Genomic DNA, 16,470 nt, shown 5'->3' on the forward strand with positions numbered 1-16,470 from the left:
GTTTTTCCATGCAATAAATTCTCAATTCATACGATCAACTGCAAATCATTTCTAAAATTTTTCTGAACAATGTGACCAAAAAGGGGAACAGGCTCAGCAAATACTCATTGTGAATGATCTGTTGTTTAACTATTTTAAAAATCTATGGAAACTCTCAACGCAAACATCCTTCATGACCTTTTAACCCGGGTAGAAAAACCGGGGCGCTATGTGGGTGGTGAACTGAATATGATCCGGAAGAATCCCGGAGAAACCAATCTGAGTCTGTGTCTGGCTTATCCCGACACCTATGAGGTGGGGATGCCTTTCCAGGGATTTCAGGAGTTGTATCACCTGGTGAATGCCCATCCCCATTATGCGGCGGAAAGGGTATATGCGCCCTGGACGGATATGGAAAGGGTGATGCGTGAAAAAGAGATCCCGCTCTTTTCCCTGGAAAATCAGCGTCCTCTTGCAGATTTTGATGTCCTGGGTTTTACACTGCAATACGAAATGACCTATACCAACATTTTAAATATGATGGATCTGGCCGGAATCCCCCTTTTTTCCCGTGACAGGAATGAAAAATTTCCCCTGATGATTGCCGGCGGGTCCTGTGCTTACAACCCGGAACCCCTTGCGTCCTTTATGGACCTTTTTGTCATCGGGGATGCAGAGGATTTGGTCATCCCCCTTATGGATTTAATTCTAGAAGGGAAAAAACAGGGTTGGAGCCGGGAATATCTTTTGGAAACCCTTGCAGGAAGCGACCCGGCTTTTTATGTCCCCTCTGTATGGGATCGAAAACCTTATCCGATCCGGAGACATATCGTCAAAGAACTGCGGCCTGAGTATTATCCGGAAAAGCCCCTGATTCCCCTGATTGAAATCGCCCATGATCGTTTTGCTTTGGAAATCCAACGGGGATGTACCGAAGGATGCCGTTTTTGCCAGGCGGGTATGACCTACCGGCCGGTGAGGGAAAGAGCTCCGGAAGATCTGTATCAGCAGACGGTACAAACCCTCCGGAATACAGGCTACGAGGAGATGTCCCTATTAAGCCTTTCCACATCGGATTATACCGGATTGGAACCTGCCATCCGCAAAATGCTGCCTGTCATCCGGTCATGCCATGTTTCCGTCAGTTTTCCGTCGTTACGTCTGGATTCCGTTAATCCTGAGCTTCTGGACGCCGCTTTGAGCGGTAAACGATCCGGGCTGACCTTTGCACCGGAAGCGGGGACCGAGCGGCTTCGAAGGGTTATCAATAAAAACATCCGGGATAAACAGCTTTTTGATGCCTTCCTTCTGGCACTGGAAAAAGGGTGGAAAACAGTCAAATTCTATTTTATGGTCGGTCTGCCGACAGAAACCCCGGAAGATCTGGATGGCATCGTCCGTCTGATCCGGACATTACATGACATGAGCCGCCCTTACGGATACATTCACATCAATGTGACCCTTTCCAGCTTTATACCCAAACCGGCAACACCTTTTCAGTGGGAAGCCCAGGCTGATCCGGCAACGCTTCAGGCACGGATTGATCATGTAAAGCAGAAATTACGGATACCGGGTATCAAAGTGATGACACGGGATCCGGAGTATACGTTGATTGAAGGCATCCTTGCCAGAGGAGACCGACAGGTGGGAGATGCCATATACAGGTCCTGGCGAAAAGGATCCCGTTTTGATGCCTGGAGCGAATATTTTGATATGGACCGATGGATGGAGGCTTTCGAGGAAAGCGGCATATCTGCAGAAACATACTTAACTCCTTTTGATACCCAAACCCTTCTGCCCTGGGAGCATATCAGTCCCGGCGTGAGCCTCACATACCTGCTGAAGGAAAAAGAGAAGGCTTACCGTGAAGAATATACCCAGGATTGCCGGGATGGCTGTACGGGATGTGACGTGTGTGATTTTACCGAGATCCGGATGCGGACCGTAGATTCAGGAACTGTCAGGACCTTCACAAAAGCCGAAGACCCTATACCTTTCCAGCCTCTTCCGGAACCATCATCTGAACGGTATATCACACGCCTGGAATTCAGTAAAACCGGATTGATGCGCTACCTGAGCCATCAGGATTTATTCCGCCTGATACACAGGTCTCTCAATTTTCTCCGGCTTCCGGTCCGCTTTTCTGAAGGATTCAATCCCCGTCCACGGATTTCGCTGGGATATCCCATCCCCATGGGATTTGAGGCCTTGTCAGAATATGCCGACATCACATTTAATACACCGGTGGACGGGCTTAGGGAAAAGCTTAATTCCATTTTTCCGCCGGGATTGCGTATATTAAAGACACAGGATGTGTCCAAAGACACCCCTTCTGTGATGCAAGCAACCTGTTATCTCGACTATGAGGCACTTTTCCAGGAAAAAGTCCCCATACAAAAAATCAAACAAACACTGGATGAACTGGCGGGGATGGATCAATGGCTGATTACCCGGCATCATCCGAAAAAAGGAAATAAAACCATCGATTTAAAACCGTTGGTAGACAATTTTACAATAAACGAAACACGTCCGTCGATTTTCGTACGGTTCAGGGTTCAGGAGACCCGGACCGGCCGTCTGGACGAATTTTTACACATCATCTTTAAAAAAGAAGATCTCCCTCCTTACGAGGGGCGCCGGTTAAAGGCCGGCCTGTGTACAGACGAAACGACTGACATCAAGATGTAAACGGAGATTTTGGATGAACAAAGAGATTTATATTAACGACACAGCCACCGAAACCCGGATCGCGATCACGGAAGACGGGAATCTGGTGGAGCTGTACATTGAAACCCCTGACGATAAAAGTTGTGTGGGTAACATTTATAACGGACTGGTGGAAAACGTGATACCCGGGATGCGGGCGGCTTTTGTGGATATCGGTCAGAAAATCAACGCTTTTCTTCCCTTTTCGGAGGTAGGACATGAAGGACAGCTGTCTACCATTCTGGATGCGGATGAAAAAGAGGAAGGGGAAATCCCCGCTCCGGTAAAATCACCGGAAGAACTGAAAACGGGTGATCCCATCCTGGTACAGGTTACAAAAGATTCATGGGGAGAAAAAGGTCCCCGGGTTACAACCAATATCTCCCTGCCCGGCCGTTTTCTGGTGTTGGTCCCCTATGCCAATTATATCGGCATATCCAAGAAAATCCAGTCTTTCAACCGCCGGAAAGAACTAAAAAAAATTGCCCGTTCCATTTAGCCTGAGGGTTTTGGATTGATTGTCCGTACGGTTGCCGAGGATAAAACAGATGAAGAGCTGAAGCGGGATATGGATTATTTGCTGAACAGCTGGCAGGAACTTCAGAAAAACCTGAAACGAAGCACTCCGCCGGCCCTCATTTACCGGGACATGGAAATCACATCTTCGGTTATCCGGGATCTGTTCACCAATGAGGTCAGCCGTGTGTTAGTGGATAACAAGCAGATGTTCAAGAAGATCCAGACCTATGCCCGGCAGGTTGCTCCCAATCTGGAAGACCGGATATTTTTCCATAAAAGCGGTTCTATTTTTGAAATTCATAACATTTCCAAACAGCTTGAGCGGTCTTTAAGCCGTCGTATCTGGATCCGGGGTGGCGGACACATTGTCATTGAACACACGGAAGCCCTAGTATCCATAGACGTGAACAGCGGAAAATTTATCGGAAAAAAGAACCAGGAAAGCAATAATCTGCGCATTAACCTGGAAGCGGCCACTGAAATTGCCCGCCAGTTGCGTTTGCGGGACATCGGCGGATTGATTGTCATTGATTTTATTGATATGGAGGATCGGGGGAACCGGAAAAAACTGGTGGATTCCTTCCGCAGGGAATTACAAAAGGACCGGGCGAAAGTATCCGTCTCGGACGTATCTGATTTCGGATTGGTAGAAATGACCCGCCAGCGAATCCGGACATCTCTCTTTTTCAGCACGTCAGATGAGTGTCCCATGTGTCACGGAACCGGCCGGATCCCTTCCAAAGACAGCGTCATCTCCAAGATTGACAACTGGATCCGCCGCTTCAGAATCCATTCAAAAGATAAATTCATCCGCATTACGGTCCACCCTGCCATTATGGCTCAGCTGGCTCACGGCTCCGCAAAAAAACAATTCCGTCACCTGCAATTCAAAAACCTGCTCTGGATCGATTTTAAGGGGGATGATACCCTGGAATTTGATCAATTCAGGGTGTTCAGCCGGAGACTGAATAAAGACATAACTGATCTTTATTGAATGATGAATGAAGAATGATGAATGATGAATTGAATTTATAAATGATGAATTGGGTTGGGTGGGTCAATTAATGTTTCAAATCCTTGTTTCCCCCGGGCTAAAGCCCGGGGGCTATTTGTGTCCTCTCTCCCTCGCCCCATCGCACCCTCTCATTCCCCGGGCTAAAGCCCGGGGCTATTTACTCTTTACCTCCTCTCTCCTTCTCCCCATTATGCCCTCATCCCCTCGTGCTCCCGCGCCCTCCGCGGGAGGCTCATTTCATATACACGATCTTCCGGATCTGCACCTGCCGGTTATACCGGGCCCTGACGATATAAAGACCCGTAGAGAGGTGTGAAGCGGTGTAATCAAAATGGTGTTCGCCGGCGGGATGATTCGAAAATGTTATCCGGTCCACAATACGGCCGGTGATATCCACAACTTCAAACACGAGATCTCCCGCATCCGGCAGGCTGTAAGTCAACCGGGTCACCGGATTGAAGGGATTGGGATAGGCGGATCCAAGTATAAAAACTTCGGGAAGGATCTCCTCTTCCTGTCCGGGAAGGGTCCGTTTCCGGATTACCACTTTCTCCGGATCTTCGCCCCAATCGATTCTGGCAATGCCGGTCAGTTCATCCTCCGGATATTTGGTCTTCAGTTCTGTTAAATAATACTCCGCCTGAACACTATCCGCTAAGTCCTTATCATAGAGATTGAACAGATCAAAAAGGGCCGTGGTTTCATGGATGGTTTCCGGGTTTTCCGCAAGGATTTCACGGGAGAGGGCGATGGCCTGTTTCGTGTCTTTCATCCGACGGTATTCAGACACTTTCCGGGATTTGATCACGGCCCGGAGAGTCTTATCCTCAACACCGGTCAGGAGTTCATCCAGATACGTCAGCATATCCCGGGGTTTCTGTTCACGGCAGAGGCGTACGGACATGCTCAAGGCCCGGTAGGCATAAGTGGAGGCGGGATATAAGCGGATCAGGGTTTGAAAATCATCGAGTGCCCCGGTATAGTTCTTTTCCCACACGGCACCCATGGCGGCTTCCCACAGGGCTTTGGCCGCTTCGTCGCCCGGTTCTTCTTCAGGATGGGATGCCATGACCGGTTCAGGGCTGCTTTTACTCAGGGTGCTTCCGGAACCGGGATCGGATTGCAAAGGATATGTGGTGAGTACATCTCCGTAACAGGCAGATGCCGAAGGTTGACCCCACCAGCAACGTCTTGCATCGATGGATGATGTGCCATCCGATGCAACGGCGGCATAATAGGTCCCCTGCCAGATAATGGAGTTTTTGCAATTTCCCCACACTTGAGGGATATGTCCACCCATAACAGGTGTTGAAGCATTGGATGCTAAAATAACACCCTCTGAGGATTCTCCGGATGACATATAATTAAAGCCCGTGTATGTATAATTTTCATACTGTCCAAACAGCGGATCGCTCCCGTTGTTTGCATACACTGCCCATAAAGCATCCGTGGTGCTGATCGTATTATAATACAGCTCCGGTGATGAAGCATAAAAATAAACCGCTTCATTCCCATACGCTCCGGTGATCAAATTATTCTCCAGGGAAGCATCGCTGTTGTTCAGGTACACCTTGGAACCGCTGATCCGGTTCGATTCCAGCTCCGCGCTGCTGTTATACAGATATACGCCGTATGAGGAACAATTACTGACGGCATTATCCCGGATCTCCGGGGAGGAAGACGAGCAATAGATTCCGTATGAACAGCCGCTGATCGTATTGTGTGTAAAGTGAAGGGATGTGGATGTGGATGTGGAACGGATGCCGTACGTTGCATGGCTCATCGTACAGTGATCCAGGGTTCCACTGCCCGCGCTCCGGTAGCGGATACCGCCCCATGTGCCTGAAGTGCTCGTAAAATCTGCCTGATTACCATGAAGGGTCCCATAGACATTCAGGTATTTCCCCGGTGGGAACCTCAGTTCCGATCCGCTTTCCGCTCTCAGTATCCGGCCGCTGCTTACCGTATAATAATCCGCAAATGTATGTGTTCCCCGGATTTCCACATCCGATCCGTCTCCATAGGCCGCATCCAGACTCGTATACAACCCCAGAACCGTTGACCCGGACATAAGACGGATATCCGGAGTAAAGCTTGCGCCGGATTCAATGGCAAGTGACCCGGATCCTTTTTGAATGGTATGGCTGTCTAACGTAATATCCGACCCGTTTTTAAATGTCAGTGTCACCCCCGGGGGAACGGTGAGATTCGCGGCAAGGGTGTGAGACCCATAGACTTCGATACTCTGGCCGCTGGTGGCGGCTGACATCGCTGATGCGATTGTGGAATATATCCCTTTAATGGCACTTCCTGTTATAAGCCGGGTATGGGAATTGGAGGAGTTGATGGTTGCGCCGGAGTCGACGGTGATCGTACCACCTGTAGAAATAATATTATTACCATTCAAACTTACCGATACACCGGATTGAATTTCAAGAGTCACACCTGAAGGGACAGTCACATCTCCTGTTAATGTCACCGGGGATATAAACCATCTCTCATTGGATGGCATCGTACCACTCGTGGTATAGGTTGTGGTTTTCAAATACGCTACGAAAATTGCCTCACTATCATTAGTGGTCAAAGCGCTGGTAGTAAAGGATTGATTGGAAGAAATATATGTATTTTCCTCGTCCTTTTCTTTCCTCCATTCACTTCTCTCATCCGGATATTCCGAATCATTAAAAAACCATTCTTTATCATTTATGTACTGGTTATCGTATGCCTCCAGATTAAGCCGGTTTTCCTCATAAGCCGTAAAGGGAAAAGGGCTGGGACGGGATACGGCCGTGTTGGGATAAACCGCCATACCGATATAACCTCCATCCGCGCCATACAAATCATTACGCACCGTGAGATTAATTAATTGGGCGGGGATTTCATACTCTACGTTAAAATTTAAATCAAGTGAAGATTCTGATCCTCTCGTGGCTTCGGCCTCGGATAATCCGCCTATAATCAGTTGATCGTTAACCAGCGAACTTGCAAACGCTGTTTTTATCGGGGACGAATCAAAACTTAAACCCATGGAATATTCAAGTCCTGCATGTAGTACATCTCCAGTCCCGATTGAATTCCACATTGCATTTAAAGAATCATATAAGGATACGATTCTTATAAGTTTAAACGTGTAATCTCCAAGATAAGTAGAGTAATTCACCTGAACATTCGTAATGGTTGCATTATCTTCAATCGAAGAAAGATCAAACACATAATAACTTCTGTCAATATACGTGTCAGACGAAAAAATGTACTTACCCATTCCCTAGGTACCGTATTCATAATTACTACCGTTTTTCTGAGTGAGAATGGTTTGGTTCGGGTAAAGCGTTATAGACTTGTTGATCGTTTGTGAATAAACACTTCCTGATGATACCCCAATAAGAATCATCAAAGAACAAACATAATTGAACTTGTTCATTATTCTACTCCTTTTATGTTGAATTTTGTATTAAGAGGAAAAAACAAAGGCTATTAGACATTTCCTTTATATTTAATCAATTTTATAAGATAATATGGATTCATGATTCAACCGGATATCCATGTAGAACTAAATTATTATACTCCCCATAATTTCGTATACAATAAAATATTTCATTTTCAAAAATTAGAGGGGAACCTGTAATCCTCATTTTTTCGAATGGAAATTTATAAATATATTCTATATCAGTGCCGTTATAATGTGCAATACCGTCCCGTCTGGCAACAAATAAATCTTTCTCATGTCTTCCACAAACCTGGGCGAAATATTTGTCATGATCAACAGAAAGAACGTGTATGAAGCTGTCGTCTTGATATCTGCATAATTCACGTCCTAAAAGAAAGAAGATTTTGCCACCAATACTGCTCATATTAGCCCAGTAAATTTCACTTTCTTTGTTGGAATAGATTTGCTGTAGTTCATTATCTACTACCTGATAAAATTCCACATCGCCGTCACCGGTCTCATAATTGATCCCGTATGAAAATACATACACATTGCCATTCTCTGCTCTAATCTTTAAAAACTGCGAATTAAAATCAGCCCGGGCTATTTCCCGCCAGTTCGCGCCGTCATAATGCAAGACAAACCCTCGCCAACACTCATTTGTTCCATCAAAAAAACTGATAACACCACAGGCATAAACATCGTTTGGTGAGGTTCCCCAGATATCCTCAACACTTATTGCATGGTAATTTTCTTCGATACTATACACATAGTTTTGCTTCCATTCCACGCCGTCATAATGCCAGATCCCTGCTCCTCGTTCACCCCAGCCTGCCTGTCCCCCCATCCATACATCATCCGCACTGAAACCAAACAGCGTCATTCCGGTACACCAGATTGTTTCATTGGTGTACGTCGTCCACTCTGTGCCGTCATAGTGCAGCAGCCGGTCATACTGGGTACCGCCACCGCCAACCGCCCATACGTCATCAGGTGAAGCACCCCATACCGAACTGATATAATTCATGGGCATATCCAGCGTATCCAATGTCCATACATAGTTCCGTTTGCCCGGTTCCGGCTCAGGTTCAAATTCCGAAGGATTATCTTCACAGGAACAAAGAGCCAATAGTGTTATCATACTTACTATCAGACATGTTTTCCGGATCATGCTTGCCTCATCTGTTTTTTCGAATTGCACCATTAGGGTGAAAAGTCTGGAATATTTTCATTCTCTTGGTTAAAAGATTGAAATCAGGTAATAAATTTTTACTTTTTCTGCAATTGTTAAATATATTGTTACATTGGCACAAATAATTACACATTAAAATAACTATTTTTGATTTTTGGCTCATATTACCAACACGTTTTATGAACTTACTGCATATTATAAAAAAAAAAAAACGAATGTCAAGATTATTCAGGTTGAAACATTTAGACGTTGAGACTCGCTGTTCGCAGTGGGCAGTGGACAGTCGATAGTCGGCAGTCATTAGTCGAAAGTCAGTATCGAGTATCGAGTAGCGAGGTGCGAGGAACGTGAATTTGCAGGGGCGAACCTTGTGTTCGCCTAAGGGCTATCATCAGTCGACAGTCGTCAGTGGACAGTTGGCAGTAGTTAGTGGATTGATTTGATTGAACAGATTGACTGGATTGCTTGCCCCGTGAAATGAGCGCAGCGTATTTCACAGGGGATTGCCTGCCCCGTGAAAAGGGACCCGGTTTACCGGGATATTTCACGGGGGATTCGATTGAATAGATTGACTGGATTGGGGGATTGGATGATTGGCACTTCGCTGAGCTCAGTGTTCAAACGCCTTCGGCGATCAAGAATTCAAGCGGCACTTCGTGCCGTTCAATTGCTTCACTTTGTTCAGCATTCAAGCACTGCTTCGCAGTGTTCAAAAAAGAATTCCAGTCACCCATTGAAATCCGCATATCTGGAATTGAACACCGAACGAAGTGAGGTGCTTGAACCCCATGAAATGGGGGTTGAACGCCGTCAGGCGTTGGAATACCGCACAGCGGTTATTGAACACCGAACGCAGTGAGGTGCTTGAACACCACAAAGTGGTGCTTGAATCTCATACCAGGAGCGAAGCGACGCTAACTTCCAGCTTCCAGCTTCTAACTTCAGAAAACGCTGCACTCAGCATCTCAGCGATCTCTGCAATATAAATAACATTCTCCGCATCTCCGTGCCCTCTGCGGGAGGAATCCCCCCTCGAACCTCGTTCCTCGTCCCTCGCGACTCACTCCCCCACCATCTTCAAAAATTCATCTTCACTGAGAATTTTAATTCCCAGGGATTTGGCCTTGTCCAGCTTTGAACCGGCGCCGGGACCGGCAACTACATAATCGGTTTTACGGCTGACACTGCCTGTTGCCGAGCCGCCTCTCACGCGGACCATCTCTTTTGCTTCGTCCCGTGTGAATTTTTCCAATGAACCGGTAAAGACAAATGTCTTTCCTGAAAATATCCGGGGTTCTTTCGTGTCTTTTTCCACGGTGGGATTGATGCCTGCATTCTGTAAATCCCGGATGAGCTTCCGGTTTTGTTCATTTTCAAAATAAATGGTAATCCCTTCCGCTACGACAGGACCGATGCCTTCAATGTTGTCCAGATCCTCCCGTGATGCATCCATGAGGGCATCCACAGACCCAAAGGTTTCAGCCAGAATACGGCTGAGATATTCCCCCGTATTCGGAATCCCCAGGGCATAAATCAGAGCCTGAAGAGGCCGGGATCTGGAATGCTCTACAGCCTCGATCAGGTTCGCCGCCGATTTTTCACCAAAACGGTCCAGATCACAGAGATCTGCTTCTTTTAACCGGTAAAGATCCGCCGGTGATTTCACCAGACCTTCCTGTATCAGTTGATCCACAATTTTCTCTCCCAACCCCTCAATATCCATGCCTTTCCGGGAAACAAAATGGGCAATGCTGGCTTTGAGCTGGGCCGGACAGGAAATATTGGTACAACGGATGGCTACATTATCCTCCAGCCGTGAGGTTTCACTGCCGCAGACGGGACAGGTTTCAGGAAGATGGTATGGTTTGGTGTCTTCCGGCCGTTTTTCGGGAATGACTTTGATAACTTTGGGAATCACATCCCCGGCCCGTTCCACAACCACTGTGTCTCCAATCCGGATATCTTTTCGGTCAATTTCATCCTGATTATGGAGGGTGGCACGGCTCACCGTGACTCCGCCGATTTGAACCGGTTCCAAAATGGCTACCGGTGTAATCACCCCGGTCCGGCCGACACTGGCTTCAATATCCACAATGCGCGTTGTCTCCTGCCGGGCTTTGAATTTTCCGGCAATCGCCCACCGGGGTGTGCGGGTCCGCATCCCCAAAGCCTGCTGATAAGCGATTTCATTCACTTTTATCACTACCCCGTCAATATCATAGGCGAGGGAGTCACGATCCTTTTCCATCTTCCGAAAATATTGGATCACCTCTTCATCTTCTATAAGACGTTTTGCGTACGGATTGACCCGGAATCCCCATTTTTTCAACTGTCCCAAAAATTCCCAGTGCGTTTCAAAGGTCATTCCGTTGATCTCACCCGGTGAGTAGATAAAAATTTCCAGGGGACGCCTGGCCGTCACGGACGAATCAAGCTGTCTGAGAGAACCTGCCGCGGCATTCCGGGGATTGGCAAAAAGGCTTTCTCCGGCCTTTTCCCGTTCACGGTTCAATGTTTCAAAGTTTTCATGGGATATCATCACCTCGCCCCGGACTTCCACAATGTCCGGAATATCATCCCCCCTGAGTTTCAAAGGAATCTGGCGGATGGTCTTCAGATTTTGGGTGATATTTTCCCCCCGGTAACCATCCCCCCGGGTGGCTCCGGCTGTAAAAACACCCTTTTCATAAATCAATTCCACACCCAGGCCGTCCAGTTTGGGTTCCCCAACCCAGGTAAGGTTATGATTCTCTCCCAATTCTTTCCGCACCCGGCGGATAAATTCCCGGATTTCTCCTTCGTTCATAGCATTTTCCAGGCTCAGCATGGGCGTGCGGTGTACAAGGGTCCCAAAGGCTTCCAGAGGCTCTGCTCCCACCCTTTGTGTGGGTGAATCAGGAAGGCGGTATTGGGGATACTTCTCTTCCAGTTCCACCAGTTCCCTGAATAAACGGTCAAATTCTGCATCCGACACAAGTGGATCATCCAGAACATAATAGCGGTAATTGTGTTCATTGAGTTCCCGGGTCAGTTCTTCCACCCGTTTCTTAACATCCTTCATGAAAAGCCTCTCTTGATGATATTTGTTTAAAGTTAGGACTTTTTCAGCCTTTATCTCAAGCTGTTTGGAATAAAGAAAAGCTTTTCTAAATTCACACCATGGATAAAGAGACCCGAAAGGCCCTTGTATTGGCCGGCATAGCCCTCCTCATGTGGTCCACTGTTGCCACTGCTTTCAAACTGACACTTCGGACCGGTACTCCCGGGGAACTCCTTTTTGTATCCGTCCTGACAGCCTGTCTGGTTTTAATTCCTGCAGGCATTCTTCAGGCCCGGAAAGAAAGCATCTCCCTCCGGAATGTGTTCAAGGCACTGGGGACAGGACTGTTGATGCCACTCACCTATTACTCCGTGCTGTTTATTGCTTACGACCGGCTTCCAGCCCAATCGGCACAGATCATCAACTTCACCTGGCCGGTTTTTATGGCGGCAGCAGCCATGTTACTGAAGCGTGAACCGGCACATATCACACGAATAGTCTATCTGCTCATCAGCCTGACAGGGGCGGTTGTGGTCCTCACCCGGGGGACCTTTTCCCTGAGGGGAGCGGAAGATCTGCCAGGTTCACTACTGGCTTTAGGCTCGGCTTTTTTATGGACAGCCTTCTGGATGCTCCAGTCCAAAATTTCACTGCCGGATACGCTGCGCATGGGACTCTATTTTACCGGTGCTTTCATTGTCATGTTATTTTGGTCTGCTGTTAGTTATTCGATCATCCCAACCCATCCCCGGACATGGCTTGGCGGCATGTACACCGGACTTTTTGAGATGAGCCTCCCTTTTCTGGTCTGGCAAAAAGCTATGGAAAAAACCCGTTCCGTTGCCGTCATTTCAAATGTGATCTACCTCTCCCCTTTTCTGTCTTTACTCTATATACGCACCATTCTTCACGAACCGATTCATCTTTCGAGTCTGGCCGGACTTATCCTGATCTCAACCGGATTATTCCTGCAGATGAATCTGAAAGAAAAATCTGATTAAGCTTGCCATTGGAACGGACTTTTTTCACATTACCCGGGATGGAGGATGTATGAAAGTATTTGGCGAAGAAATATGCCTTTCCACCAACGGATTCAGTGATATCCGGGATATTACCGATAAGGTCCGGCATTGTGTTAAAAAAAGCGGCATCCGGGAAGGACTGGTTCATGTGTTTGTCATTGGCTCCACGGCTTCAATAACCAGTATAGAATATGAACCGGCTTTGGTCCAGGATATGAAAAACATTCTAGAAAAACTCATCCCCAAATCCATCCGTTCTCACCACTCCGAAACCTGGGGAGATGACAACGGATTTTCCCACATGCGGGCAAGTCTCATGGGACCCGGTACTAGTTTTCCCGTCACAGGCGGAGATGTTTTACTGGGTACCTGGCAGCAGATTATTGTTGTGGATCATGACAATCACCCCCGGAACCGCCGGATTTTCATCCAGGTGATGGGTGTTGAATAAATCTATTTCACATCAGAAAGAGAAACCCCGTGTTTTATTGGGTATGAGCGGCGGAGTGGACAGCTCCACGGCTGTGTATCTTTTGCAGGAGGATGGATATCATGTCAAAGGGCTCACCCTCGCGTTAACTTGCTCACTGACCTCCCTCTTTGGAGATACCATCCATCCCCGGGATCATGCGGACCGTGCAAAACGTGTCTGCGACCGGTTTAAAATCCCCCATGAAACCCTGGACAGGTGTCGTCTTTTTGAAAACCGGGTAGTCCATCCATTCGTACGTGAATATTTCAGTGGCCGTACCCCCAACCCCTGTGTGGAATGCAACCGCTTTGTCAAATGGGATGAACTGCTGAAAAAGGCCGATGAAGAAGGAATTCCTTATGTGGCAACCGGTCATTATGCCCGGGTCCGTTACAGTGCAATGTCTAAACGCTATGAACTGCTGAAAGGGAGAGATCCTAAAAAAGATCAATCCTATTATTTGTGGCAGCTGACTCAGGAACAGCTGGCCAGAACCCGTTTCCCTTTGGGGGATTTGACCAAGGACCGGATAAAAATTATTGCGACTGAGCAGGGACTCGAAAGTGCCAATTCCGGTGAGAGTCAGGATATCTGTTTCATCCCGGGGGATGATTACCGGGAATTTCTCCGGGAGTATGTTCCGGATCAGTATCAGTCAGTCGGTACAGGATATTTTCTCACACAGGATGGAGACATTGTGGGTGAGCATCCGGGATATTTTCATTTTACCATCGGTCAGCGCCGGGGACTCCGTCTGGCGTTGGGATATCCGGTGTATGTCCTTGAAATCCGTCCTGAGAGCAATGAAGTGGTAGTCGGTCCCAAAGAAGCCCTGATCCGTTCTGAAACCCTTGTGAGCCGTGTAAACTGGGTTTCGATTGCTCCGCCGGAAAAACCTGTTGAGGCACTGGTAAAAATCCGGTATCGCCACAAGGGATTAAAGGCCCTTCTAAATCCATTGAGCCATGATAAAATATTTATTAAATTTATAGATATATCGGAAGCCGTTACACCGGGACAATCCGCCGTTTTTTATGATGGTGAGCGGGTGTTGGGTGGCGGCATTATTGAGGGAGCCTGATCTATCATGGAATACGGAACCGATGAGCGAAAGGGAAAAGTCAGTGTCAGGACTCTTCTGAAGATGAAGAGGAAGGGCGAGAAAATTTCCGCCCTGACGGCATACGATGCCCTGTTTGCCTCTTTTTTAGATGAATTGATGGACATTATCCTGGTAGGAGACAGTCTGGGTATGGTGATGGCCGGCTATGAAACCACCATACCGGTCACCATGGATCAGATGATTTTACACACCCAATATGTCCGGCGGGAAGTTCATCATGCCATGCTGGTTGCGGATATGCCATTTATGAGTTATCAGATATCACCGGAAGAAGCGCTGAGAAATGCAGGACGGCTGCTCCAGGAAGGCGGCGCCGAAGCCGTTAAGCTCGAAGGAGGCAGGTCCGTTGCAGAAGCAGTCCGCCGATGTGTAGAAACCGGTATACCGGTCATGGGACATTTGGGACTCACACCTCAGTCTATCCATGCCTTCGGCGGCTGGCAGACCCGGGCTAAAAGCCGGGATGAAGCGCAACGCCTGAAAGAAGATGCCCTGACCCTCCAGGATGCGGGAATTTTTTCACTGGTACTTGAAAAGGTCCCGGCTGCACTGGCAGAAGAGGTGACCCAAAGTCTGGATATTCCAACCATCGGGATAGGAGCCGGTCCTAAAACGGACGGACAAATCCTGGTAACACAGGATCTTCTGGGGATGTACGAAAAGATGAAACCGAGATTTGTCCGGAAATATACCGAATTGGCAGGCATCATCCGGGAAGCACTGAAACAGTATCACCAGGATGTAAAATCCGGGGCTTTCCCTTCGGAAGAGGAAAGTTTCTGAATGGAAATCATCCGTGAGACAGATATGCTTCGAACCCGTGTGGAAACCCTTCGGAAAGAAGGCAGGCGAATCGGATTTGTGCCTACCATGGGCTATTTTCATGAGGGGCACCTGAATCTGATGCGGATGTCCGTATCCGATTGCGATGTAACCATTGTTTCAAATTATATCAACCCAACCCAGTTTGACCGGCAGGATGACCTGGAAGCCTACCCGGTGGATGTTGAACGTGACCGGGCCATGGCTGAAGCATTGGATGTGGATATCATGTTTTATCCTGAAAATCTGTATGAGACGGATCATAAAACATGGGTTCGTACAGAAAAACTCACAGACGTTTTATGTGGCCGAAGCCGGCCGGGACATTTCCGAGGAGTAGCAACCATTGTTTGCAAGCTTTTCAATATCGTCAATCCCCATGTTACCTATTTCGGACAAAAAGATGCCCAGCAGGCAGCTGTGATCGGACAAATGATCAGGGACCTGAATTATGATATCCGGCTGGTCCTCTCTCCCATAATCCGGGAACCGGATGGATTGGCCCTGAGTTCAAGAAACGTCCGTTTAACGCCTGAACACCGAAAAAAGGCACCGGTCCTCTATGAAAAGCTTCAGATCATTGACAAAAAGATTTTGCCGGATCTATCCAATAAAGACGAACTGATTCAGGAGGCAAAAAAAACCATTGAAGCCATCCCCGGCGTCAGGGTAGATTACATAGATATCCGGTCATGGCCGGATTTGGAAAAACCCGATCACACATCACACCGCCTGCTGATTGCAGGGGCAATGTTTATGGGTAAGGTAAGACTGATAGATAACATAATAAAAGAGCTATGAAAAGAACATTTCTGAAATCAAAAATTCATCGGGCTGTCATCACAGAGGCCAATCTGAATTATACCGGCAGTATCACCATTGATGAAGATCTTATGAAAGCAGCCGGTATCCTGGAATACGAAATGGTACAGGTGGTGAACATCAACAACGGCCATCGTTTTGAGACCTATGTCATCAAAGGAGAAGCGGGAAAAAGAGAGATTTGTCTGAATGGAGCAGCAGCCCGCCTGGGTGTACCGGGGGATCGGGTTATCGTTATGACATACTGTCAACTCGACGACAATGAAATACCGGAACATCATCCGGTTGTAGTCGTCACAGATGAACAAAACCGAATCGTAAAGGAGTAAGT

Annotated in this window: 10 protein-coding genes and 1 pseudogene; 8 read left to right on the top strand and 3 right to left on the bottom strand. The window is 47.6% G+C overall.

Annotation, left to right across the window (positions count from 1 at the left end; all coding sequences use genetic code 11):
• Positions 1-144 precede the first annotated feature (144 nt).
• Positions 145-2,667, top strand: a complete 2,523-nt coding sequence (locus strainIA91_RS08470) for a TIGR03960 family B12-binding radical SAM protein (protein WP_400166349.1) — start codon at positions 145-147, stop codon at positions 2,665-2,667.
• 169 nt (positions 2,668-2,836) lie between these two features.
• Positions 2,837-4,198: pseudogene (locus strainIA91_RS08475) on the top strand (Rne/Rng family ribonuclease).
• A gap of 253 nt (positions 4,199-4,451) precedes the next feature.
• Here the strand turns inward: strainIA91_RS08475 and strainIA91_RS08480 are convergent.
• The 3 genes from strainIA91_RS08480 to ligA all read right to left on the bottom strand — a co-directional run bounded on the left by strainIA91_RS08480 (position 4,452) and on the right by ligA (position 11,899).
• Entirely contained in the window at positions 4,452-7,301 is a 2,850-nt protein-coding gene (locus strainIA91_RS08480) for a right-handed parallel beta-helix repeat-containing protein (RefSeq protein ID WP_400166350.1), read from the bottom strand.
• 439 nt (positions 7,302-7,740) lie between these two features.
• The gene (locus strainIA91_RS08485) at positions 7,741-8,850 is read right to left on the bottom strand and encodes a hypothetical protein (protein ID WP_400166351.1); all 1,110 of its coding nucleotides are present in this window, start codon (positions 8,848-8,850) and stop codon (positions 7,741-7,743) included.
• A 1,048-nt stretch (positions 8,851-9,898) separates the two neighbouring features.
• Positions 9,899-11,899, bottom strand: coding sequence for an NAD-dependent DNA ligase LigA (gene ligA / locus strainIA91_RS08490; RefSeq protein WP_400166352.1), 2,001 nt, complete (start codon positions 11,897-11,899; stop codon positions 9,899-9,901).
• A 98-nt stretch (positions 11,900-11,997) separates the two neighbouring features.
• Here ligA and strainIA91_RS08495 point away from each other — a divergent pair, with 98 nt between their 5' ends.
• The 6 genes from strainIA91_RS08495 to panD are packed head-to-tail and all read left to right on the top strand — an operon-like array spanning position 11,998 to position 16,468.
• Entirely contained in the window at positions 11,998-12,879 is an 882-nt protein-coding gene (locus strainIA91_RS08495; protein WP_400166353.1) for a DMT family transporter, read from the top strand.
• A gap of 49 nt (positions 12,880-12,928) precedes the next feature.
• A complete protein-coding gene (locus tag strainIA91_RS08500; protein ID WP_400166354.1) occupies positions 12,929-13,351 on the top strand; it encodes a secondary thiamine-phosphate synthase enzyme YjbQ in 423 nt (140 codons plus the stop codon).
• Positions 13,344-14,453: a tRNA 2-thiouridine(34) synthase MnmA gene (gene mnmA, locus strainIA91_RS08505; RefSeq protein ID WP_400166355.1), complete on the top strand. Its 1,110-nt coding sequence runs from the start codon at positions 13,344-13,346 to the stop codon at positions 14,451-14,453. The genes strainIA91_RS08500 and mnmA overlap by 8 nt, the downstream gene beginning before the upstream one ends.
• A gap of 6 nt (positions 14,454-14,459) precedes the next feature.
• Positions 14,460-15,278, top strand: a complete 819-nt coding sequence (gene panB, locus strainIA91_RS08510; RefSeq protein WP_400166356.1) for a 3-methyl-2-oxobutanoate hydroxymethyltransferase — start codon at positions 14,460-14,462, stop codon at positions 15,276-15,278.
• On the top strand, positions 15,279-16,118 hold the full coding sequence (gene panC, locus strainIA91_RS08515; protein ID WP_400166357.1) for a pantoate--beta-alanine ligase: 840 nt from the start codon (positions 15,279-15,281) through the stop codon (positions 16,116-16,118).
• Positions 16,115-16,468, top strand: a complete 354-nt coding sequence (panD, locus tag strainIA91_RS08520; RefSeq protein WP_400166358.1) for an aspartate 1-decarboxylase — start codon at positions 16,115-16,117, stop codon at positions 16,466-16,468. The genes panC and panD overlap by 4 nt, the downstream gene beginning before the upstream one ends.
• Positions 16,469-16,470: the final 2 nt, after the last annotated feature.

The organism is Candidatus Neomarinimicrobiota bacterium, from assembly GCA_041154365.1.
Classification (GTDB): Bacteria; Fidelibacterota; Fidelibacteria; order Fidelibacterales; family Fidelibacteraceae; genus Fidelibacter; species Fidelibacter multiformis.